This is a genomic window from Pseudomonas taiwanensis DSM 21245, from assembly GCF_000425785.1.
GTDB classification, from domain to species: domain Bacteria; phylum Pseudomonadota; class Gammaproteobacteria; order Pseudomonadales; family Pseudomonadaceae; genus Aquipseudomonas; species Aquipseudomonas taiwanensis.
This window is the reverse complement of sequence record NZ_AUEC01000040.1, coordinates 1-21,735: the sequence shown is the minus strand read 5'-3', so window position 1 is coordinate 21,735 and position 21,735 is coordinate 1. Positions and strand designations below refer to the sequence as shown.

The window sequence follows — 21,735 nt, the reverse complement described above, 5'->3', positions numbered from 1 at the left end:
AGCCAAGGCGTTAGTCAAACACACTCGTACAGGCAGCCGCACCGCGCGCTGTCGAGGGCACGCTCATGCTCGATTTGTACCTGTTCCAACTGCTCAACGGCCTGGGCCTGGGGATGATCTACTTCCTCATCGCCGTCGGCCTGACGATCATTTTCGGCTTGCTGAACTTCGTCAACTTCGCCCATGGCGCCTTCTTTCTGCTGGGCGCCTACCTGTGCTACACCGCCGTGGCTGTTACCGGCAACTTCTGGCTGGCGCTGCTGATCGCGCCGCTGGTGGTGGCCGCGCTGGCCTGGGCGGTGGAGCGCCTGCTGATCAAGCGCATCTACCACTTGCCGCACACCTTCCAGATCCTCGTCACCCTCGGCATTGCGCTGATCATCCAGGAAGCCTCGGTGCTGATCTGGGGCCCAGTGGGCAAGAACATCGCCGTGCCGCCGGAACTGCGCGGGGTGCTGATCCTCGGTGACTTCATCTACCCCTACTACCGCCTGTTCCTGATCGGTTTCGCTGCCCTGATCGGCCTTGGCTTGTGGCTTCTGCTGGAGCGCACCCGCTTCGGCGCCTTGGTTCGGGCCGGCAGCGAGAGCACCGAAACCGTATCGCTGCTGGGCACCAACATCTTCCGCCTGTTCTCTTTGACCTTCGCCCTGGGCGTGGGCCTGGCCGGCGTGGCGGGCGTCCTTTTCGCTCCGCTGCGGGGTGCCCAGCCTTTCGTCGGCCCGGAAATCCTCGGCATCGCCTTCGTGGTGGTGGTGATCGGCGGCATGGGCTCGTTCGGCGGTGCGCTGGTCGGCGGCCTGCTGGTGGGTGTGGTGCAAAGCATGATGACCAGCCTCTGGCCGCAAGGCGCCAGCCTGATGATCTATGGCGCCATGGCCGCGGTCATCCTGGTCCGTCCTTATGGCCTGTTCGGGAGAGCGTGAGATGAGCGAGAAAAACCCATTACCCGTTGCCAAGGGCCGCGCGCCAGCTCTGCTGTCGCTGGTCGTCGCCAGCCTGGTTGCGCTGCCGCTGCTGCTGCCGTCGGCCACCCTGGCAACCGAGATCCTGATCTTTGCCCTGGCAGCGCTGGCCTGCAACCTGCTGCTCGGTTACACCGGCCTGCTCTCTTTCGGCCAGGGCATCTTCTTCGGCGCCGGTGCCTACGGTGCGGCGCTATTGATGATTCACCTGCAGTGGGGGCTGTTCGCCGCCCTGCTCGGCGCAGCCTTGTTCGGCGCCTTCCTGGCGCTGCTGGTGGGGGCCCTGGCGATTCGCCGCAAAGGCATCTACTTCGTCATGCTGACCCTGGCCTTCAGCCAGATGGCCTACTTCCTGGCCTACACCCTCAGCGGTTGGACCGGCGGTGACAATGGCCTGCTCGACGTGCCACGCCCGAACATCGAAATGGCCGGCCACGTGCTGGTGGACCTGGGCGACCCTCGGCACTTCTACGTGTTCGTCGCGGTGCTGTTCCTGCTGATCTTCGCCGGTGCCCTGCGGGTAATCCGCTCGCCATTCGGCAGCACCCTGCTGGCCATCCGTGAGAACGAAACCCGCGCCGCGGCCATTGGCTACGACATCCGACACTTCAAGATCCTCGTTTTCATGCTGTCGGGTGCCATAACCGGCATCGCCGGTGCGCTGTACGCCATGCTGCTGCATTTTGCGCCGCTGTCGAACATCGACCTGATGATGAGCGAGAACATCCTGATCATGACCATCGTCGGCGGCACCGGCTCGCTGTTCGGCTCACTGCTCGGCGCTGGCGCCATCGTGTTGCTGGGCGATGTGCTGTCGGAGCTGTGGCCACGCTGGCTGATGTTGCTGGGGGTGATCCTGATCCTGGTGGTGGTCTTCATGCGCGGCGGCCTGTGGGGCGGTCTGGCCGAGTTGGGCAAGCGCCTGCTGGCGCCACGCAGTGCCAGCGACAAACCCCAGGCCAACACCAAGGAGACCCTGTGATGAGCGACTACCTTCTGCAAACCCGCCAGCTGGAGCTGGCCTATGGGCCGTTCAAGGCGGTCGCAGGCGTCGACCTCAAAGTGAGCGCCGGCACCATTCATACCGTCATCGGCCCCAACGGCGCTGGCAAGACCAGCCTGTTCCACTGCCTGACCGGTGAGCGTCAGGCCACCGGCGGCCAGATCCTGTTCAACGGCCAGGACATCGTCCGCAAAACCTCCCACGGCCGCGTTGCGCTGGGCATGGCGCGCTCGTTCCAGCTCACCAGCCTGTTCCAGAACCTGTCGGTTCGCGAGAACCTGCGCCTGGCCGCCCAAGGCCGCGACGGCCTGGGTGCGCTGAACTTCTGGCGCAGCGTCGAGCACAAGCGTAGCCATTGGGACACCGCCGACCAGGTGCTCGAGCGCCTGAAACTCACGGCCCGCGCCGAGACGCTGGCCGGCGAGCTGTCGCACGGCCAGCAGCGGGTACTGGAAGTCGGCATGTCGATCTGCGCCAGGCCCACCCTGCTGATGCTCGACGAGCCCACGTCGGGCATGGGCATCGACGATATCCCGGTCATGACAGCATTGATCAGCGACCTTGGGCGCGACCACACCGTGCTGCTGATCGAACACAACATGAGCATCGTCATGTCGATCAGCCAGCGCATCACCGTGATGAGCCACGGCCAGATACTGGTCGAAGGTACCCCTGAACAGGTGCGCAACGACGAACGCGTACGCACCGCTTACCTTGGAGAGGCCGCCTGATGCTCAACGTCGACTCGATCCACTCCTATTACGACAAGAGCCATGTGCTCGAAGGCGTCTCGCTCAAGGTCGAGGCCGGCGAGCTCGTGACCTTGCTTGGGCGCAACGGTGCCGGCAAGACCACTACCCTGCGCAGCATCCTCGGCATCGTCCGCCCGCGTCAGGGGCAGATCACCTTCAACGGCCAGCAACTGGTTGGCCGCGAGATCTTCGATATCGCCCGGCTCGGCATCGCCTTGGTGCCCGAGCACCGTGGCATCTTCCGCCAGCTCAGCGTGGAGGAAAACCTCAAGATCGCCCTGCGCAAGGACAGCCGTTGGCAGCTTGAGGATGTGTACAGCATGTTCCCGCGCCTCAAGGAACGGCGCCGCAACGGCGGTTTTGCCCTTTCCGGTGGTGAGCAGCAGATGCTGGCCATCGCCCGTGCGCTGCTCAACGACCCCAAGCTTCTGATCCTCGACGAACCCACCGAAGGTCTGGCCCCGGTGATCGTCGACGAACTGGTGAAAATCCTGCGACGGATCAAGGACGAAGGCCTGTCGATCCTGCTGGTGGAACAGAACCTGATGGTCTGCGACGCCCTCGCCGACCGTCACTACGTGCTCGAACAGGGCCGCGTGGCCTATCAGGGTAGCGCTGCGCAGTTTCGCGAAGACCCGAGCATCAAGAACCGTTACCTGGCCTTGAGCGCCTGACTGTGGGTTGTGTGTACCGGCTCTTTCGACGGGACCCGGCGCAGGCCACACAGCACACCGCCATTGAATTGACCATGTTTTGCTTCAGGAGAGATGAACCATGAACACCCGCATCGATCCCTCGCAGCACCTGCTCGGCCAGGGTTCGCTGGTCAGCCGCGACCGCCTCTGGCAATCGCTGATGGACCTGGCACGACTGGGTGCCACCGCCAAGGGCGGTGTCTGCCGCCTGGCCTTGACCGACCTTGACCGTCAAGCCCGCGACCTGTTCGTGCGCTGGTGCGAGGAAGCCGGCTGTACCGTCAGCATCGACGCCATCGGCAACATCTTCGCCCGCCGCCCCGGGCGCAACCCGGCGCTGCCACCGGTGATGACCGGTAGCCATATCGATACACAGCCCACCGGGGGCAAGTTCGATGGGTGCTACGGGGTCATGGCTGGCCTTGAAGTGATCCGTACCCTGAACGACCTCGACCTGAGCACCGAAGCCCCCTTGGAAGTGGTGGTATGGACCAACGAAGAAGGCTCACGCTTCCCACCGTGCATGATGGGCTCTGGCGTGTTTGCCGGTAAGTTCGGCCTGCAGGAAACCCTGGAAAAGATCGACGACCAGGGCCTGTCGGTTGGCGCCGAGCTTCAGCGCATCGGCTATGCCGGCCCGCGCGCGCCCACCGGGCATGCCGTTGGCGCCTATTTCGAAGCGCATATCGAGCAGGGCCCGATCCTGGAAGACCAACGCACCACCATCGGTGTGGTCCAGGGCTGTCTGGGGCAGAAATGGTTCGATCTGGTGCTGACCGGCGTCGAAGCCCATGCCGGCCCCACCCCGATGCACCTGCGCAAGGACGCACTGGTCGGTGCCGCCGAAGTGGTGGCGGCGGTCAACCGCTCGGCCCATGCACACCAGCCTCACGCTTGCGGCACGGTCGGTTGCCTGACCCTGCACCCCGGCTCGCGCAATGTCATTCCCGGCCAGGTACAGATGACCATCGACCTGCGTCATCTCGACCCCGACCACCTCGCCAGCATGGTGGGCGAAGTACGTGCCGCCATCGAAGCCAGTGCAGCGAAACACGGCCTGAGCTATGAACTGACACCGACCGCGGACTTCCCACCGCTGTACTTCGCCGAGCAATGCGTCGATGCCGTGCGCCAGGGAGCCCGCGCCCTGGGGCTAAGCCACATGGACATCGTCAGCGGCGCCGGCCACGACGCGATCTTCCTGGCCGAACTGGGGCCGGCCGGTATGATTTTCGTACCGTGCGAAGGTGGCATCAGCCACAACGAGATCGAAAATGCCGCACCACAGGACCTGGCCGATGGCTGCGATGTCCTGCTGCGCGCCATGTTCCAGGCTGCCAATCCAGGAGCCCGCTGAGATGACCGAGAAAACCGCGATTGGCGAGTACACCGCCGTCGAACTGCTGGAGCTGTACCAACGCCGGCAGTTGTCACCGGTCGAGGTGGTCGACGATGTGCTGACGCGCATCGACCTGCACAACCCGGTAGTCAATGCCTACTGCCATGTCGACGGCGAGGGGGCCCGCGCCGCGGCCCGCGCCAGCGAACGACGGTGGCTGCGGGGTGAGCCCTGTGGCCGGCTGGATGGCGTGCCTGCCTCGATCAAGGACCTGACCCTGACCTCTGGCATGCCCACGCGCAAGGGTTCGCGCACCACGTCGGCTGCAGGCCCATGGGAAGTTGATGCGCCCTTCACCGCCTTCATGCGCGAAGCCGGCGCGGTGCTGGTGGGCAAGACCACTACGCCGGAGTTCGGCTGGAAGGGGGTCACCGACAATCCGCTGTATGGCATCACTCGTAACCCCTGGGATACCCGGCTGACCGCTGGCGGATCATCCGGCGGCGCCGCGGCGGCTGCCGCGCTGAACCTGGGCGTGCTGCACCAAGGAAGCGATGCCGGTGGCTCGATCCGTATCCCCTGTGCCTTTACCGGTACATTCGGCATCAAGCCAACGTTCGGCTATGTACCGCAATGGCCGGCCAGCGCCATGACCGTCCTCTCGCACTTGGGGCCGATGACGCGCACGGTCGACGACTCGGTGCTGATGCTCGACTGCGTCGCCCGACCCGATGCGCGCGACGGGCTGGCAGGCGCACCACGCCAGACGCCGTGGCTGGGTCAGGATCAGGACCTTGGCCACCTGCGCATCGCCTACAGCGCCGATTTCGGGTATGTGAACGTCGACCCGCAGATCCAGGCGTTGGTGGCACAGGCGGTGAAGCGCCTGGCTCGGTTGGGGGCGCAGGTCGAAGCAGTCGACCCAGGATTCGGCGACCCGCTGGAAACCTTCAATACGCTGTGGTTTGCCGGAGCTGCACGGTTGGCCAGCGCGTTCAGCGATGAGCAGCGAGCCCTGCTTGACCCTGGGCTGCGGTGGATCGCCGAACAGGGTGCGCGAATCAACCTGAGCGAATACACCCAGGCACTGGAGGCCCGGGCGGATCTGATCGCGAAGATGAATGCCTTCCATCAGCGCTATGACGTGCTGGTAACGCCCATGTTGCCGCTGGTGGCATTCGAGGCGGGGCACAATGTGCCGCCTGGGTCAGGGATGGCGCAATGGATGGAATGGACGCCGTTCAGCTACCCCTTCAACCTGACTCAGCAGCCCGCGGCCTCCATACCGTGCGGGTTTACCCGCGAGGGGTTGCCCGTCGGGCTGCAAGTGGTTGCCGGGCGGTTTGCCGATGAGCACGTGCTGCGGGTGTGCAAGGTGTATGAGCAGCATTATCCAAGCCGGCACCTTCAGGTGCCGCTGACAGGCTGCAATGGCTGATGGCTTGGCCGGCGCATCGCCGGCCAGCCAACGCCCACAAGGAGCGCGCGGAGCCCGAGAAGATCACGGGCCGCACTGCGGCCCAGCGCACGATCAGCCAAGGCGCCCCGCCGGCGCATAGGGCGCCGGGTCGATAATCGGCTCGGCCCCTGTCAGCAGATCGGTGAACAGTTGGCACGATGCCGGCGCCAGCACCAGCCCGTTGCGATAATGCCCGCAATTGAGCCACAGCCCATCATGCCCCGGCACCCGCCCGATGTATGGGATGCCTTCCGGTGAGCCTGGCCGCAAACCGGCCCAGTGCCCCACGACCTCGGCATCTGCCAGCGCCGGTAGCAACTCCACCGCCGAAGCCTTCAGGCTTTCCAGTGCCTCTGGCGTTGGCGTCTTGTCGTAACCGGCATGCTCCAGCGTACTGCCCACCAGAATGTGCCCATCACGTCGTGGAATTGCATAACGCCCCTTGGCCAGTACCATGCTGGGCAGGAAATCGGCGGCGCACTTGAAGAGGATCATCTGCCCCTTCACCGGTTCCACCGGCAAGGTCAGGCCCAGGGTGCCGAGCAGGTCGCCACTCCAGGCGCCAGCGCTGAGTACCACGTCATCGGCCTCGATCACCCCGTCAGCGGTCCGTACGCCTGTCACGCACCCGCTTTCTTGACGGAACCCTGTGATCTGGCAATGCTCGCGCATTGTCACGTTGGGCAGCGCCAGCAATGCCGCCTTGAGCGACTTCACCAGGCGAGGATTACGCACGTTGGCTACGCCGGCCATGTAGATGGCCCGCTTGAAACCAGGCCCCATGACCGGGACCGCGTCGTAGGCAGCCGAGATGTCGACGGCACTGAGCGGGCGGCCCGCGCGCTGAGCCCAAGCCAAAGCTTCAGCTTCGTCGTCCAGGTCGAGCCAGTACAGGCCGGTGGTGTGAACTTCCGGGTCCAATCCAGTGCTGGCGAACAGACGCTCGCCAAGCTGTGGATAAAAGTCCTGCGACCAGTGCGCCAAGGCGGTGACCGCCGGGCTGTAGCGCCACGGGTACAGCGGCGAGACGATACCGCCACCGGCCCAGGACGACTCGCGGCCAACCTCGCCCTGGTCACAGACCACTACCTGGCCGACTTTCTCCGCCAGGTTGAACGCCGTCAGCAGGCCGATCACTCCGCCGCCAACAACCACTACTCGTTTACTCATCTGTCGATCCAAACACCTGAAGTAAATCCGCGATGCACCCGGCATCATTCAACCTTCAGCTTCCCCAACAGCGTTCAGCGTCGCCGGACGCGCCGGGGTTGGCGCGCACACCGGCCTGGTCGAGCTGGAAATCGCCACAGCGATCAACGGCCATCAGGCCGCTCGGCAGCCGGCGTGCCAACAGCGTGAAGGTGTCGCTGCCACGTTGGGCGTGCAGCCTGTAGTGACGATTCCCGTCAGGTAACCGGGGGTCGCCCTCGGCATACTGGCCAGTGAGCGCACGATGACGCTCCAGGCGCAGGGCGGCTTCGTGCAGCAGGCCAACCACTTCGCTGCGTGCGGCTCGCCTGAGCTGGTCGCTGTAACTGGGGTAGGCAATGGCTGCCAGAATGCCGGTCACGGCCAGGACAATCAACAACTCGATCAGGCTCAAACCTTGCTGCATGTCAGTCCCGCCTCAGTCTCTGCCGCCAAAGGATGCGCTGCGCTACCTGCCCGTGAGCGGCTGGCACAGCGTAGACCGCCTCCACCACTTGCCTTGACTCGCTCTGGCGACTGACGGCGGTCACCCTGTACAACGTGACTTCCTCGCCCTCTGCGCGGTGGGCGGCACGGGTACTCGCGCCCAGATTCTGAAGCTGAAAGTAGCCGCTCTCGGTGCCTTGCCATGACCCCTGCAGCTCGTGCGGGCGCGAAGGGGGCTGGCAGTCCTTGCACAATGCAGGTGGCGCGCGCTCCAGCTCGGCTTCGGCGAACTGCAGGGTGGTCTCCACCTGTTCCAGCGCCTGCAGGCCATCGCGCAGGTAACCGGTCATGCGCGTCTCCAACAGCGCATCGCGCAAGGCCGACGCTGCAATCAGGGCAAGTAGCAGGCTCAGCACCAACGCCAGCAACAGCACCATGCCGCGTTGGCGTTTCATGATTCGTCCACCGGGTTGCGTACCGCAACGGTCAGTGCGTAACGCTGCTCGATACCCAAGGTTGGCTCGTACAGCGCCAGCTGGATATCCACCCGCCCTCCGCCAAGCGCTGGCACATGGACCAAGCGCAGTTCGCGCACGTGGTTGACCAGAGGCTGGAAGTTTCGGCTGTTGGCGCGCTTGAAGACCAACGTCGTGCCTTCAAGCCGGTAGCTGTGGCGGCTGATCGGAAACGCCAAAGGAAGCTGGTCGTTGCCCTCGCGCGCGCGATGCACCTGTACCTGTTCGATGCAATCGGTGCGAAGGGTCCAGTTCGGTATTCCGGTGTATCCAGGCAACTCGGCCACGACCAGGTCGAGGCTGGATGTACCGACTTGCAACGGCTGGGCGAAGGCCTGGATCGCCTCTGGTGCCTTGAAGTCGCCAGGTTGCGCTCGCAGACACCCGAACATGCCGGCCATGCGTATGCTTTGCGCCATGTGCAGCAGTGCAAACCGGGCATCGTCCTGCATATGGACCGCCGCGCCTTGCAGGCGCCAGGCCTGATGCGCGGCGACGAACACCTGGCTGACCGCCGCCAGGCACATCAGCCCGATGGCAAGCGCCAGCATCACTTCGAGCAGGCCGAAGCCTCCTTGCTCGCGGCTCATGGCTGCCTGCCCTGGACCCTACCCCGCTCGTGCTCGCTGTGCGCGCTCAACGCGGCCTGCCCCTCGTGGCGGGCGCTTTCGGTGGCTTGCATCGCTCGCAACTGCGATGCGGCCGCAGCGAACATGCTCAACGACACCACCACCACGGCCAACAGCACTTCCAACAGCGTCATCCCCTGATCCCTCGTGCGCATCCGTGCACCTCCTGCGACTTTTCCCCCTGAAGAGCGCGAACTTGGCCGACTGGACCTTGCCGCCATCGACCTTGAAGCTAAAGCGAAGCACTTCCGGGGGAGGAATGCACGGTGCGGCAACAAGGGGCAACACTGATACAAATGATGTTCGCGTTGGCGCTCGCGGCGGTGCTTACGCAACTGGGCATGCCTGCCTACATCAACATGACCGATGACCTGCATCGCTCGGCAGCCGCACGGGACCTCTTGCAAGGCTTGCGTAGCGCTCGCAGCCATGCGCTTCTGCAAAGCCGTGCGGTGGCGATTCAACCGTTGGACAGTGACTGGGGGACAGGTTGGCGAATCGTGCTCGCTGACAACGAACAAGTGCTGCGGGAACATCGCCTGGCGCGACCGCTGCGGGTCGTGGCGAGTACGAGCAGAGAGGTGGTATTCAGCGAGATCGGCATCGCGCAGGGGCGCAATGCCAGTCTGCAAGGGATAACGCTGGAGGTGTGCAGACGGGTTGCCGAAAGCACACCCTATCGGGTCATCGTGGCACCGAGCGGTCGGGTCAGGCTGACGACAGACGAACCCGACCGACCCGCTTGCCAGGCCAGCTGATCAGATCAGCGAGCGAACCCGCAGCTCCTTGGGCATCGAGAAGGTGATGTTCTCTTCGCGTCCATCGAGCTCTTCGGCACCGGTCGCGCCCCAGGACCTGAGCTGCTCGATCACGCCACGCACCAGCACCTCCGGCGCCGAAGCACCCGCGGTAATGCCGATGCGGGCCATGCCGTCGAACCAGGCACGTTGCAGGTCTTCGGCACCATCGATCAGGTAGGCCGGTGTGCCCATGCGCTCTGCCAACTCGCGCAGGCGGTTGGAGTTGGAGCTGTTGGGGCTCCCCACCACCAGCACCACATCACACTCGTCGGCCAATTGCTTGACCGCGTCCTGGCGGTTCTGGGTCGCGTAGCAGATGTCATCCTTGCGCGGGCCGCCAATGTTCGGGAAGCGCGCGCGCAGGGCGTCGATCACACGGCTGGTATCGTCCATCGACAGGGTCGTCTGGGTCACGAAGGCCAGGTGATCGGGGTTGCGCACTTGCAGCCTGGCCACATCGTTCTCGTCTTCGACAAGGTAGATGGAGCCGCCATTGCTGGGATCGTACTGCCCCATGGTGCCTTCGACTTCCGGGTGACCGGCGTGGCCGATGAGGATGCACTCACGGCCATCGCGGCTGTACTTGGCCACCTCGATGTGGACCTTGGTCACCAGCGGGCAGGTGGCGTCGAACACCTTCAGGCCACGGCCGGCAGCTTCCTGGCGCACCGCCTGGGAGACGCCATGGGCGCTGAAAATGACGATCACGTCATCCGGCACCTGGTCCAGCTCTTCGACGAAGACGGCGCCACGGTTGCGCAGGTCTTCGACGACGAACTTGTTGTGCACCACTTCGTGACGCACGTAGATCGGTGGGCCGAAGACTTCCAGGGCGCGGTTGACGATCTCGATCGCCCGGTCGACCCCCGCGCAGAAGCCGCGCGGGTTGGCGAGTTTGATTTGCATGCTCGGCTCCAGGCTCAAAGCGCCTTGACCTCGAGGATTTCCACCTCGAAGTTAAGGGTCTTGCCAGCCAGTGGGTGATTGAAGTCGATGGTCACCTGGTCGTCATCGAACGCTTTGACCACACCCGGCAGCTCGGTGTTGGCGGCGTCGTTGAAGATGACCAACAGCCCTTCGGACAACTCCATGCCCTCGAACTGAGACCGCGGCATGACCTGCACGTTCTGCGGGTTGGGCTGGCCGAAGGCATTCTCCGGGGCCACGACGACCGTGCGCTTGTCGCCGGCCTTGAAGCCGAACAGCGCATTTTCAAAACCAGGCAGCAGGTTGCCATCACCGACCTTGAAGGTCGCCGGGGCCTTGTCGAAGGTGCTGTCGACGGTGTCGCCGTTTTCCAGGTGCAGCGCGAAGTGCAGGGTCACTTCGGTGTTCTGGCCGATACGGGTTTCAGTCATGGACAGCTTCCTCGGACTTCTTGCTCTTGAACATATCCAGCGCCAGCATCACCGCACCGACGGTAATGGCGCTGTCGGCCAGGTTGAAGGCCGGGAAATAGTAACGGTTCTGCCAGTGCACCAGGATGAAGTCGACCACATGGCCGAGCACGATCCGGTCGTACAGGTTGCCCAGCGCACCGCCAAGCACCAGCGACAGGGCCACCGCCAGCCAGGTCTCGCTGCGCCCCAGGCGCTTGAGCCAGACTACCAGCACGGCACTGACCACCACGGCGATGAGGGCGAACAGCCAGCGCTGCCAGCCCGAACTTTCCGCCAGGAAGCTGAATGCTGCGCCGGTGTTGTAGGCCAGGGTCCAGCTGAAGTAGTCGGGAATGACGACGATCTGTTGGTACAGGCTCAACTTGCCTTCGAAGTACACCTTGGTGACCTGGTCAAGGACCAGGACCACCAGGCTGAGCCAGAGCCAGGCAAGGCGCCCGAAGCGCCCCGCTGCAGGGTTAGGCATAGTGGCGCACCTCACCCGAACCGCTCAGGTTGTCGACGCAACGGCCGCAGATTTCCGGATGCTCCGGGTGGCTGCCGACGTCAGCGCGGAAATGCCAGCAACGGCCGCACTTGGCGTGACCGGACTTGACCACTTTCAGCTTGAGGCCTTCGACTTCGGTTGCAACGGCATCCGCCGGTGCCTGGACGAACGGCACGACGCTGGCCGCCGAGGTGATCAGCACGAAGCGCAGCTCGTCGCCCAGCTTGGCCAGGTCGGCGCTGAGGGCGTCCTCGGCGTACAGGGTAACTTCCGCCTGCAGGTTGCCGCCGATGACCTTGGCCGAACGCTGGTTCTCCAGCTCCTTGTTGACCGCTGCCTTGACCGCCATGACGCGATCCCAATAAGCGCGGTCCAGCTCGGTGCCTTCCGGCAGCTCGCTCAGGCCTTCGTACCAGCCATTGAGCATCACCGACTCGTTACGCTCGCCTGGCAGGTACTGCCAGATCTCGTCGGCAGTGAAGGCCAGGATCGGGGCGATCCAGCGCACCAGCGCCTCGCTGATATGGTAGAGCGCGGTCTGGCAGGAACGACGGGCGACACTGTTGGCGCCGGTGGTGTACTGGCGATCCTTGATGATGTCGAGGTAGAAACCACCCAGCTCCTGGACGCAGAAGTTGTGAACCTTGGAGTAGACGTTCCAGAAGCGGTACTCGCTGTAGTTCTCTTCCAGCTCGCGCTGCAGCAGCAGGGTGCGGTCAACCGCCCAACGGTCCAGTGCGATCATGTCTTCCGGGGCCAGCAGGTCGCGGGCCGGGTCGAAACCGGACAGGTTGGAAAGCAGGAAGCGCGCGGTGTTGCGGATGCGGCGGTAGGCATCAGCGCTGCGCTGCAGGATCTGCTCGGAAACAGCCATTTCACCGGAGTAGTCGGTGGCGGCTACCCACAGGCGCAGGATGTCGGCGCCCAGGGTGTTGTTGACCTTTTCCGGCTCGATGGTGTTGCCCAGCGACTTGGACATCTTGCGGCCGTTCTCGTCCACGGTGAAGCCGTGGGTCAGCAGCTCGCGGTACGGCGCGTGGTTGTCGATGGCGCAACCGGTCAGCAAGGACGAGTGGAACCAGCCCCGGTGCTGGTCGGAACCTTCCAGGTACAGGTCGGCGCGCGGGCCAGTGGAATGACCGATGTCGTGGGAGCCACGCAGCACGTGCCAGTGGGTGGTGCCCGAGTCGAACCACACGTCCAGGGTATCGGCGATCTTGTCGTACTGGCCGGCTTCTTCACCCAGCAGCTCGGCGGCGTCCAGCTTGAACCACGCCTCGATGCCTTCTTTCTCGACGCGCTTGGCCACTTCTTCCATCAGCTCGACGGTACGTGGGTGCAGCTCGCCGGTCTGCTTGTGCAGGAAGAACGGAATCGGCACGCCCCAGTTGCGCTGACGCGAGATGCACCAGTCCGGGCGGTTGGCGATCATCGCGTGCAGGCGCGCCTGGCCCCAGGCCGGGACGAACTTGGTGTCCTCGATGGCCTTGAGCGCGCGCTCGCGCAGCGGCTGGCCTGTGGTTGGCTGCTTGTCCATGCCGACGAACCATTGCGCGGTGGCGCGGTAGATCAGCGGAGTCTTGTGGCGCCAGCAGTGCATGTAGCTGTGGCTGATGGTTTCGGTGTGCATCAGCGCACCGACTTCGCTCAGCTTCTCGACGATGGCCGGGTTGGCCTTCCAGATGAACTGACCGCCGAAGAATTCCAGCGAGTCGACATACACACCGTTGCTTTGCACCGGTGTGAGGATGTCGTCGTTGACCATGCCGTAGCGCTTGCAGGTGACGAAGTCGTCTTCACCGTAGGCTGGCGAGGAGTGAACCACACCGGTACCGGCGCCCAGTTCGACGTAGTCGGCCAGGTAGATCGGCGACAGGCGGTCGTAGAACGGGTGACGGAAGTTGATCAGTTCCAGGGCCGAACCCTGGGCGGTAGCCAGCACCGTGCCTTCCAGGTTGTAGCGCTTGAGGCACGACTCGACCAATTCTTCGGCCAGCACCAGCAGGCGCTCGCCGGTATCGACCAGGGCGTACTTGAACTCCGGGTGGATGTTCAGCGCCTGGTTGGCAGGGATGGTCCACGGGGTGGTGGTCCAGATCACGATGGCAGCGGGCTTGGCCAGCGCCGACAGGCCGAAGGCGGCGGCCAGCTTGTCGGCGTCGGCAACCGGGAAGGCCACATCGATGGTCTGGGACTTCTTGTCGGCGTACTCGACCTCGGCTTCTGCAAGTGCAGAACCGCAATCGAAACACCAGTTCACCGGCTTGAGGCCCTTGAACACGAAACCTTGCTTGACCATTTCGGCCAGGGCGCGGATTTCACCGGCCTCGTTGGCGAAGTTCATGGTCTTGTAGGGGTTGTCCCAGTCACCCAGCACGCCAAGGCGGATGAACTCGGTCTTCTGCCCTTCGATCTGCTCGGCGGCGTACTCACGGCACAGCTCGCGGGTGCGGTCGGCCGACAGGTGCTTGCCGTGGGTGACCTCGACCTTGTGCTCGATCGGCAGACCGTGGCAGTCCCAACCCGGCACGTATGGCGCATCGAAGCCTGCCAGGGTCTTGGAACGGACGATCATGTCCTTGAGGATCTTGTTCAGCGCATGACCGATGTGAATCTTGCCGTTGGCATAGGGCGGGCCGTCGTGCAGGACGAACTTCGGACGGTCCTTGCCAATTTCGCGCAGCTTCTGGTACAGGCCAATGCTGTCCCAGCGCTGCAGAATCTGCGGTTCGCGCTGAGGCAGGCCGGCCTTCATCGGGAAGGCGGTGTCCGGAAGGTTTAGCGTGGCTTTGTAGTCGGTCATTTCAGGCTCTTCGTTAGCGGTTGAGCGTGCCAATGTGCACGTGCGGCGGCGATGTCCGCGTCGATCGCCGACTTCAGCGCCTCCAGGGAGGCGAAACGCTGCTCTTCACGCAGCTTGTGGTGGAATTCCACCGTCAGGCGCCGGCCATACAGATCGCCGGCATAATCCAGCAGATGAATCTCGAGGTGCGGGCGCCCGTCACCGGATACGGTGGGGCGCACGCCAATGTTGCCAACGCCCGGCCAGGCCTTGCCGTCGATCTCGATACTGGCCAGGTAGACCCCGGACAGCGGCACGCGGCGGCGCTTGAGCTGGATGTTGGCGGTTGGGGTGCCAAGCTGGCGCGCCAGCTTCTGGCCATGCAATACCCGCCCGGTGATGCTGTACGGGCGGCCCAGCAGGTGTTCGGCCAGTTCGAAGTTGGCCTCGGACAACGCCTTGCGCACCTCGGTGCTGCTGACGCGCAGGCCGTCCTGAATCACGGTGTTGGCCGCCTCGACGGTGAAGCCGTAGCGGTGACCTGCCTCAACCAGGAAGGCGAAATCGCCGGCGCGGTCGCAGCCGAAGCGGAAGTCATCGCCCACTTCCAGATGCTTCACGCCAAGACCATCGACCAGGATCGCCTTGACGAAGGCCTCGGCGCTGAGCTGGCTCAGACGTTGGTTGAAAGACAGGCATAGAACGCGGTCAATACCTTCGCCAGCCAGCAGCTCGACCTTGTCGCGCAGGCGTGCCAGGCGCGCGGGCGCGGTGTCCGGGGCGAAGTATTCGCGAGGCTGAGGCTCGAAGACCACCACGCAAGTGGGCAGGCCCATGGCCTGGCCGCGCTCGCGCAGGCGCGCCAGGATTGCCTGGTGGCCACGGTGAACCCCGTCGAAGTTGCCAATGGTGGCGACACAGCCCCGGTGCTCGGGGCGCAGGTTGTGAAGACCTCGAACCAGCTGCATAACGCGCTTCTTGCTCATAAAGTGGCCGATTATAACCACACCCGGGCGCTGGTGACAGGCAACAGCGCCAAGGGGTGGCGTGGAATGCGAAAAACCGACGCCTGACCCGCCTTCAGCTTCAATGCAGGGCCTTGCGGGCGAAATGCCGGGGCCGGAAACCACACAGGTACAGGCAACCGAAATAGGTCACCACCCCCGCCAGGATCAATGCCCCCAGGCGTACGAAACGTTCGAGCATGCCGCCCAGCTCCCAGGCTGGCAGGTAATGCATGCCCACCAGCAACACCGCCGACATCAGCGTCACCGCCAACACCAGCTTGAACAGGAACATGGCCCAGCCTGGCTGCGGCTGGAACAATTGCTGGCTGCGCAGCTTCCAGAACAGCAGTCCGGCATTGAGGCAGGCGCCAAGGCTGATGGCCAGGGCCAGGCCGGCATGCTTGAGGGGGCCGATCAGCGCCAGGTTGAACAGCTGGGTGCAGACCAGGGTGAAAATGGCGATCTTCACCGGTGTCCGGATATTCTGCTGCGCATAGAAGCCAGGTGCCAGCACCTTGACCAGAATGATCGCCAGCAAGCCCACGGAATAGGCGATGAGCGCACGCTGGGTCATGGCCGCATCGAAGGCGCTGAACTTGCCGTACTGGAACAGTGCCACGGTCAGCGGCTCGGCCAGGATCGCCAGGGCCAGGGTGCAGGGCAGCACCAGCAGGAAGCACAGTCGCAGGCCCCAGTCGAGAATGCGCGAATACTCTTCGCGGTCCTTGTTGGCGTAGGTCTTGGCCAGGGTCGGCAGCAGGATGGTGCCCAACGCGACGCCCAGCACGCCTGACGGCAGTTCCATGAGGCGGTCGGCGTAGTACATCCACGACACCGAGCCGGCCACCAGGAAGGACGCGAAGATGGTGTTGATGATCAGCGAGATCTGGCTGACCGACACCCCCAGGATGGCCGGCAGCATCTGCTTGAGCACGCGCCAGACGCCCGTGTCGCGCAGGTTGAGGCGCGGCAGCACGAGCATGCCGATCTTCTTCAGCGCCGGCAGCTGGTAGACGAGTTGCGCCAGGCCGCCGGCCAGTACCCCCCAGGCCAGCGCCATGATGGGCGGGTCGAAATACGGCGTCAGCAGCAACGCGAAGGCGATCATCGCCACGTTCAGCAAGGTCGGGGTGAACGCCGGGACGGAGAAACGGTTCCAGGTATTGAGGATCGCGCCGGCCAGGGACGACAACGAGATCAACAGTATATAAGGAAAGGTCACGCGCAGCAGGTCGGTGGTCAGCTGGTACTTCTCGGGGCTGTCGACGAACCCGGGCGCGGTTGCCCACACCACCCAGGGCGCGGCGAGGATGCCGACGGCGGTGACCAGCGCCAAGGCCAGGGTCAGCAGGCCACTGACATAGGCGATGAAGGTGCGGGTCGCCTCCTCGCCCTGTTGAGTCTTGTACTCGGCCAGGATCGGCACGAAGGCTTGCGAGAATGCGCCCTCGGCGAAAATGCGTCGCAGCAGGTTGGGCAGCTTGAAGGCGATGAAGAAGGCGTCGGTGGCGATACCAGCGCCAAACACACGCGCCAGGATGGTGTCACGAACGAAGCCCAGTACCCTGGAAATCATGGTGATGGAGCTGACAGCGGCGAGGGATTTGAGCAGGTTCATCGAAAAGTTTCACGCCAAGGGCAGAGGACGCTGCCAGACAGCGTCCGAATGTGCGATACTCCCGCGCCTTCGCATGGGAGCCAAAAATTCCCGAGTTTACAGGTCGCGCAGCAGAAAGGAATATTTCCCTCTTGTTGGCGCACCGCTCGGCGGAACCCTGCAGGTGGCCTTGACATCCGCTCGACTGATCGGCATGATTCGCGGCCTATTTTGTTTGCTATTTACCTAAAGTCTTTCGAGGAGCTCGACGGTGGCCAACACACCTTCCGCCAAGAAACGTGCAAAACAGGCTGAGAAGCGTCGCAGCCACAACGCCAGCCTGCGTTCCATGGTCCGCACCTACATCAAGAATGTAGTCAAAGCCATCGACGCAAAAGACGCCGAAAAAGCGCAAGCCGCCTACATCCTGGCTGTGCCTGTAATCGACCGTATGGCCGACAAGGGCATCATCCACAAGAACAAGGCTGCTCGCCACAAAGGCCGTCTGAATGGCCACATCAAGGCGCTGAAAGAAGCTGCAGCTGCCTAAGCGACGCGCTTGTCGAAAAACCGACCCTAGGGTCGGTTTTTTATTGCCTGCGATTTGTGCTTCCGCAATCGCCGGTTCGCTGGCAATCAGTGGGGGCCGCACGCGGCCCCGCCTGAGAAATGCCCCTTACTTGGCAATCTGGATCTTGGGCGCCCATTGCAGCCATTCATCCTCGGCCTTGTCGAACAAGGCAAAGGTCTGCTGAGGCCGGGCTGGGGTGCCCATCTGTTCGCCATCCGGTGTCGCAAAGGCGATACCGCCATCGATCAGCGTCTCCACCGATTCGGTCCGCACCGTGGCGCCTTTGAACAGACCCCAATCGAAGCCAAAGCCGCTGCTGTTCCAGAATCGGCTGCCACTGCGTACCAAGGCGGCGTAGCGAGGCTCGATCAGGATATGGATCAGCACCCGGTCGGCATTCTGCCCAAGCTCGAAGCCGGTGACCTTGCCTACCGCCACTTCACGGTAGGTGACAGGTACGCCCGGCTTGATAGACCCACGGCGGGGCGCGCTCAGGGTCAGGGGCAAGCCGACTTCCGGCTCCGTGAACGCCGGGGCATCGGCCAGTGCAATGAAGTCACGCTGCGGCCCCTTGTCCTTGGCTGCCGGCAGCACTTCCAGGTATTGCCCACCTACCAGGGTATCCAGGTTCTCGGTGCGTACGAGACCAAGTGAAGGCTTGACCACCCAGAACTGAGTACCGACACGGGCAATGCGGTCGGCTGCTTCGGTAATGCGCGCACGCAGCAGCACTGCTTGCAGGTCAGCAGTCAGGTCGACACTCTCGACACTGCCCACATCCAGGCCACGGAAGCGAATCGCGGTACCAGGCTTCAAGCCATCGGCCCGGGTGACACGGATGGTCACCAAGGTGCCGGCACGATTCACTGCCTCCTGGCTCTCATGCAGGCGGAAACGTGGAATCCGGCGTTTGAGCGCCACGTTCGCAACCGGTGTGTCGAATGCGATACCGCCGGCCATCAGCGTCTGCAGTGACTCGCTCTTGATCTTGATGCCCGACAGCCCTCCGGTCAGCGTGATACCGCTGACGTTCCAGAATCGGGACGAGCCGTTTACCAGGTTCTGGTACTCCTGCTCGATATGCACGCCAATCAGGATGCGATTGCTGTTACGGGCAAACTGGTAGCTCTGCACGCTACCGACCTTGACCTGGCGGTACATCACCGGGCTGCCGATTTCGAGCGATCCCAAGGTATCGGCGAACAGCACCATGTGCAGGCCTGGGGATTTCAGGTCGAGCGGTGGCGCCTTGGGCCTGGCCTCGAACTCGCGCAGAGGCTTGGCCCCCTTCTCGCCCGGACGAATCGCGATGTAGTTACCTTTGACCAATGCTTCCAGGCCGGTGATGCCGGCCAGGGAGATCGACGGCTTGACCACCCAAAACTGCGTGCCTTCTACCAGGTAGTCCTCGGCCAGCGGGTCGAGTGTCAGTTCGGCCGTGGCACTGCCCAGGTTGTCTTCCATCTTCAGGGCCTTGAGCGAACCGACCTGGATCCCCTTGTACATCACGGGCGTGCGCCCGGCCTGCAAGCCTTCATAGTCGGTGAGCTTGACCTTGATCCGTATTCCCGCCTGGGCTGCATCGAAGTCCTCGTACAGACGGAATGGCAGGCTCGGATCGGTGGGCGGGCTGTCCTTGCGGTATTCCGGTGTGGCGAAGGCAATCCCCCCGGCCACGATACTGGACAGCGACTCGCTGCGCACCTTCACGCCAGACAGGTCAGCGTCGATGCTGATGCCACTGGCATTCCAGAACCGCGTGTGCTTTCGCACCAGGCTGGCATAAGCCGGTTCGATGAACACTTTGATCTCGACGGTTTCCTGATCCTCGGACAAGCGGTAGCTCTTTACCCGACCCACCTGGATCTGCTTATAGAACACGGGGCTGTCACGGTTGAGCGAACCCAGCCGTTCGGCTTTGAGGGTAAGGTGCAGGCCTGGCTCGGAGTCCGACAGCGGCGGCGCCACTTTCAGCGCAGTGAAGCGCTTGGTGCGCTCACCCTCGCCTGGGCTCACCGCGATGTAGTTACCGGACACCAGTGTCTCAAGGCCGGAAATACCTGCCAGGCTGACACTGGGCTTGACCAGCCAGAAGCGCGTGCCTTTATTCAGATGAGGCTGGGCGGCCTTGTTCATCTCAATGGTGGCGATGACACCTTGGTTCTCGCCCTTGGCATCGAGCACCAGGCTCTTCACCTTGCCGACGGGCATGCCCTTGTAGATGACTTCGGTCTTGTTGGCGACGATTCCTTCCCCGCTCTCGAATCGAACTTCGATTTCAACACCCGCATCGCGATAGGCCTGCCAAGCCAACCAGCCACCGATCAGCAAGGCGATCAGCGGCAAAATCCAGATAGCCGACCAGTTCGAAGCTGGTCGGGTTCTAGCCGTAGGCACGTCACTCATGGTCGTCATCCGACTCCGTGTTATCCCAGATCAGTCGGGGATCAAAAGTTAAAGCTGCGAGCATCGTCAGGATCACCACACTGGCAAATGCAACGGCGCCCAAGTTGGCTTCGACACTGGCGATACGCCCGAAATTCACCACGGCCACTAATATGGCAATGACGAAGATATCGAGCATGGACCAGCGCCCAATGAATTCGATGAAGCGGTACATCAGGATCCTTTGTCGCGCTGACAAGGGCTGGTGACGCTGCACCGAGTACAGCAGCAGGCCGATACCCACCAACTTGAAGGTGGGTACCAAAATGCTGGCAATGAACACCACGGCGGCAATTGGCAGCATGCCGTGCTGCAGCAGGGTAATAACACCGGACATGATGGTGTCGGGGCTACCCTGCCCAAGCGTGCTGACGGTCATGATCGGCAGCATGTTCGCCGGAATGTAGAGGATCGACGCAGTGATCAGCAGCGCCCAAGTGCGCACGATACTGTTTGGCCGACGCGCATGCACGACCGCACCACACCGCGTGCAGGTCTGCGAAGTACTGTCGGCCTCCTGGCGGTTCAACTCATGGCATTCATTACAGACCAGGATGCCTGCATCAATCGCCCGCATGGAGATCCTCCCCGGAAAGTGCGCTCCAGATCTGGTGTGGAGACATCACCACTTCGAGCCAGACCTGTATCAGCAAAAGACTGATAAAGCAGAACAGGCCAAGCCCTACGGTAAGCTCGGCCAGGTCGACGAGCTTGACGATCGCCACCAGCACGCCCATGAAATAGACCTCGAGCATGCCCCAATCTCGCAAATGATGATAAATGCGATAGAACAGCAAACCGTAGCTGCGCCCTACGTCGAGGCGAATGCTCAACAGCACCAGCAACTGACACAGTAATTTCACCGCAGGGATGGCCATGCTGCAGAGGAAGACCACCACTGCCACACCCCGCATTTGCGAATTGTACAGACCCACCACACCTGTCCAGACGGTGTCATCGGAGGTCTGCCCAAGCAGGTGCAACTGCATGATCGGCAGGAAGTTGGCGGGCACGTAGAGCAACAAAGCTGTCAGCACCAGGGCCAGGCTGCGGTTGACCACGTTATGACGGTGAGCGTACAGCTCATATCCACAGCGCGGGCACTGAGCCTTTTCGTCTCGCTGCAGTACCGGCTTGCGCATCAACAGGTCGCATTCATGACAGGCGACGAGCTCTTTAAGGGGGAGTCGATCTAGCGCTTCAGGTTCTAAAGGGTTGGGCATACAGAGCTCTGAATGGGTACGTCGGCTCTATTCTAGTGATCTGGCTGCAAATGTGGGAGGCGACTAATGCGGGGGACACGCGTGCGCGACTGCGCCAGAAAGACAAAACCCCTACCTGCTCGCGCAGATAGGGGTTTTGCGAAATGAATCTTGACGATGACCTACTCTCACATGGGGAAACCCCACACTACCATCGGCGATGCATCGTTTCACTGCTGAGTTCGGGATGGGATCAGGTGGTTCCAATGCTCTATGGTCGTCAAGAAATTCTGTTGCCAGAATGTCGTGTAAACACTCTTGGCCAATTCGGATATGTGAATTTGTGGTCTTGCGAACTTTCGGTCGTTTCGTCTTCACCACCGCAATCTGCGTCAGCAAATTGCTTGGGTGTTATATGGTCAAGCCTCACGGGCAATTAGTATTGGTTAGCT

General features: G+C 62.9%; 22 protein-coding genes and 1 rRNA gene. 8 read left to right on the top strand and 15 right to left on the bottom strand.

Annotated elements, in window-relative coordinates; genetic code table 11:
• Positions 1 to 65: 65 nt before the first annotated feature.
• The 6 genes from H620_RS0117365 (at position 66) to H620_RS0117340 (ending at position 6,192) form a co-directional block, all read left to right on the top strand.
• Positions 66 to 926, top strand: a complete 861-nt coding sequence (locus H620_RS0117365; RefSeq protein WP_023382453.1) for a branched-chain amino acid ABC transporter permease — start codon at positions 66 to 68, stop codon at positions 924 to 926.
• A gap of 1 nt (position 927) precedes the next feature.
• Positions 928 to 1,947, top strand: a complete 1,020-nt coding sequence (locus tag H620_RS0117360) for a branched-chain amino acid ABC transporter permease (protein ID WP_023382454.1) — start codon at positions 928 to 930, stop codon at positions 1,945 to 1,947.
• Positions 1,947 to 2,699 carry an ABC transporter ATP-binding protein gene (locus H620_RS0117355; RefSeq protein ID WP_027907759.1) on the top strand — a complete coding sequence of 251 codons (753 nt, stop codon included), beginning with the start codon at positions 1,947 to 1,949 and terminating at the stop codon, positions 2,697 to 2,699. The genes H620_RS0117360 and H620_RS0117355 overlap by 1 nt, the downstream gene beginning before the upstream one ends.
• Positions 2,699 to 3,394, top strand: coding sequence for an ABC transporter ATP-binding protein (locus tag H620_RS0117350; RefSeq protein WP_023382456.1), 696 nt, complete (start codon positions 2,699 to 2,701; stop codon positions 3,392 to 3,394). Before H620_RS0117355 ends, H620_RS0117350 begins: the two co-directional genes overlap by 1 nt.
• Positions 3,395 to 3,494: 100 nt before the next feature.
• Positions 3,495 to 4,772, top strand: coding sequence for a Zn-dependent hydrolase (locus H620_RS0117345; RefSeq protein WP_023382457.1), 1,278 nt, complete (start codon positions 3,495 to 3,497; stop codon positions 4,770 to 4,772).
• A gap of 1 nt (position 4,773) precedes the next feature.
• Entirely contained in the window at positions 4,774 to 6,192 is a 1,419-nt protein-coding gene (locus tag H620_RS0117340; protein WP_027907758.1) for an amidase, read from the top strand.
• Between the two features lie 93 nt (positions 6,193 to 6,285).
• Here H620_RS0117340 and thiO read toward each other — a convergent pair whose 3' ends face one another.
• The 5 genes from thiO to H620_RS0117315 are packed head-to-tail and all read right to left on the bottom strand — an operon-like array spanning position 6,286 to position 9,147.
• Complete coding sequence (thiO, locus tag H620_RS0117335) at positions 6,286 to 7,383, bottom strand: glycine oxidase ThiO (protein WP_023382459.1); 1,098 nt, start codon at positions 7,381 to 7,383, stop codon at positions 6,286 to 6,288.
• 55 nt (positions 7,384 to 7,438) lie between these two features.
• The gene (locus H620_RS0117330) at positions 7,439 to 7,828 is read right to left on the bottom strand and encodes a type IV pilin protein (protein ID WP_023382460.1); all 390 of its coding nucleotides are present in this window, start codon (positions 7,826 to 7,828) and stop codon (positions 7,439 to 7,441) included.
• A 1-nt stretch (position 7,829) separates the two neighbouring features.
• Positions 7,830 to 8,303, bottom strand: a complete 474-nt coding sequence (locus tag H620_RS0117325) for a hypothetical protein (RefSeq protein ID WP_027907757.1) — start codon at positions 8,301 to 8,303, stop codon at positions 7,830 to 7,832.
• Positions 8,300 to 8,953 carry a PilW family protein gene (locus H620_RS0117320; protein ID WP_023382462.1) on the bottom strand — a complete coding sequence of 218 codons (654 nt, stop codon included), beginning with the start codon at positions 8,951 to 8,953 and terminating at the stop codon, positions 8,300 to 8,302. The genes H620_RS0117325 and H620_RS0117320 overlap by 4 nt, the downstream gene beginning before the upstream one ends.
• Positions 8,950 to 9,147 (bottom strand): prepilin-type N-terminal cleavage/methylation domain-containing protein, encoded by a 198-nt coding sequence (locus tag H620_RS0117315; RefSeq protein WP_027907756.1) that lies wholly within the window; start codon positions 9,145 to 9,147, stop codon positions 8,950 to 8,952. The genes H620_RS0117320 and H620_RS0117315 overlap by 4 nt, the downstream gene beginning before the upstream one ends.
• 111 nt (positions 9,148 to 9,258) lie before the next feature.
• Between H620_RS0117315 and H620_RS0117310 the strand changes: the two genes are divergently transcribed.
• A complete protein-coding gene (locus tag H620_RS0117310) occupies positions 9,259 to 9,750 on the top strand; it encodes a GspH/FimT family pseudopilin (protein WP_027907755.1) in 492 nt (163 codons plus the stop codon).
• On the opposite strand, the gene ispH is transcribed toward H620_RS0117310, so the two are convergent.
• The 6 genes from ispH to murJ all read right to left on the bottom strand — a co-directional run bounded on the left by ispH (position 9,751) and on the right by murJ (position 17,086).
• Positions 9,751 to 10,698 carry a 4-hydroxy-3-methylbut-2-enyl diphosphate reductase gene (ispH, locus tag H620_RS0117305; protein ID WP_023382465.1) on the bottom strand — a complete coding sequence of 316 codons (948 nt, stop codon included), beginning with the start codon at positions 10,696 to 10,698 and terminating at the stop codon, positions 9,751 to 9,753. It abuts the gene before it with no gap.
• 14 nt (positions 10,699 to 10,712) lie between these two features.
• On the bottom strand, positions 10,713 to 11,150 hold the full coding sequence (gene fkpB / locus H620_RS0117300) for an FKBP-type peptidyl-prolyl cis-trans isomerase (protein WP_023382466.1): 438 nt from the start codon (positions 11,148 to 11,150) through the stop codon (positions 10,713 to 10,715).
• Complete coding sequence (lspA, locus tag H620_RS0117295) at positions 11,143 to 11,658, bottom strand: signal peptidase II (protein ID WP_023382467.1); 516 nt, start codon at positions 11,656 to 11,658, stop codon at positions 11,143 to 11,145. The genes fkpB and lspA overlap by 8 nt, the downstream gene beginning before the upstream one ends.
• Positions 11,651 to 14,482 (bottom strand): isoleucine--tRNA ligase, encoded by a 2,832-nt coding sequence (gene ileS / locus H620_RS0117290; protein ID WP_023382468.1) that lies wholly within the window; start codon positions 14,480 to 14,482, stop codon positions 11,651 to 11,653. Before ileS ends, lspA begins: the two co-directional genes overlap by 8 nt.
• Positions 14,479 to 15,429 (bottom strand): bifunctional riboflavin kinase/FAD synthetase, encoded by a 951-nt coding sequence (ribF, locus tag H620_RS0117285; RefSeq protein WP_023382469.1) that lies wholly within the window; start codon positions 15,427 to 15,429, stop codon positions 14,479 to 14,481. Before ribF ends, ileS begins: the two co-directional genes overlap by 4 nt.
• Before the next feature lie 118 nt (positions 15,430 to 15,547).
• Positions 15,548 to 17,086: a murein biosynthesis integral membrane protein MurJ gene (gene murJ, locus H620_RS0117280; RefSeq protein WP_023382470.1), complete on the bottom strand. Its 1,539-nt coding sequence runs from the start codon at positions 17,084 to 17,086 to the stop codon at positions 15,548 to 15,550.
• A 250-nt stretch (positions 17,087 to 17,336) separates the two neighbouring features.
• Here murJ and rpsT point away from each other — a divergent pair, with 250 nt between their 5' ends.
• On the top strand, positions 17,337 to 17,615 hold the full coding sequence (gene rpsT / locus H620_RS0117275; protein WP_023382471.1) for a 30S ribosomal protein S20: 279 nt from the start codon (positions 17,337 to 17,339) through the stop codon (positions 17,613 to 17,615).
• 126 nt (positions 17,616 to 17,741) lie between these two features.
• Here the strand turns inward: rpsT and H620_RS0117270 are convergent, their stop codons facing one another.
• The 4 genes from H620_RS0117270 to rrf form a co-directional block, all read right to left on the bottom strand.
• A complete protein-coding gene (locus H620_RS0117270) occupies positions 17,742 to 20,042 on the bottom strand; it encodes a PqiB family protein (RefSeq protein WP_023382472.1) in 2,301 nt (766 codons plus the stop codon).
• Entirely contained in the window at positions 20,035 to 20,658 is a 624-nt protein-coding gene (locus H620_RS0117265) for a paraquat-inducible protein A (RefSeq protein ID WP_023382473.1), read from the bottom strand. Before H620_RS0117265 ends, H620_RS0117270 begins: the two co-directional genes overlap by 8 nt.
• Positions 20,645 to 21,304: a paraquat-inducible protein A gene (locus tag H620_RS0117260; RefSeq protein WP_027907754.1), complete on the bottom strand. Its 660-nt coding sequence runs from the start codon at positions 21,302 to 21,304 to the stop codon at positions 20,645 to 20,647. The genes H620_RS0117265 and H620_RS0117260 overlap by 14 nt, the downstream gene beginning before the upstream one ends.
• Before the next feature lie 148 nt (positions 21,305 to 21,452).
• A 5S ribosomal RNA gene (gene rrf, locus H620_RS0117255) occupies positions 21,453 to 21,568 on the bottom strand.
• Positions 21,569 to 21,735 lie beyond the last annotated feature (167 nt).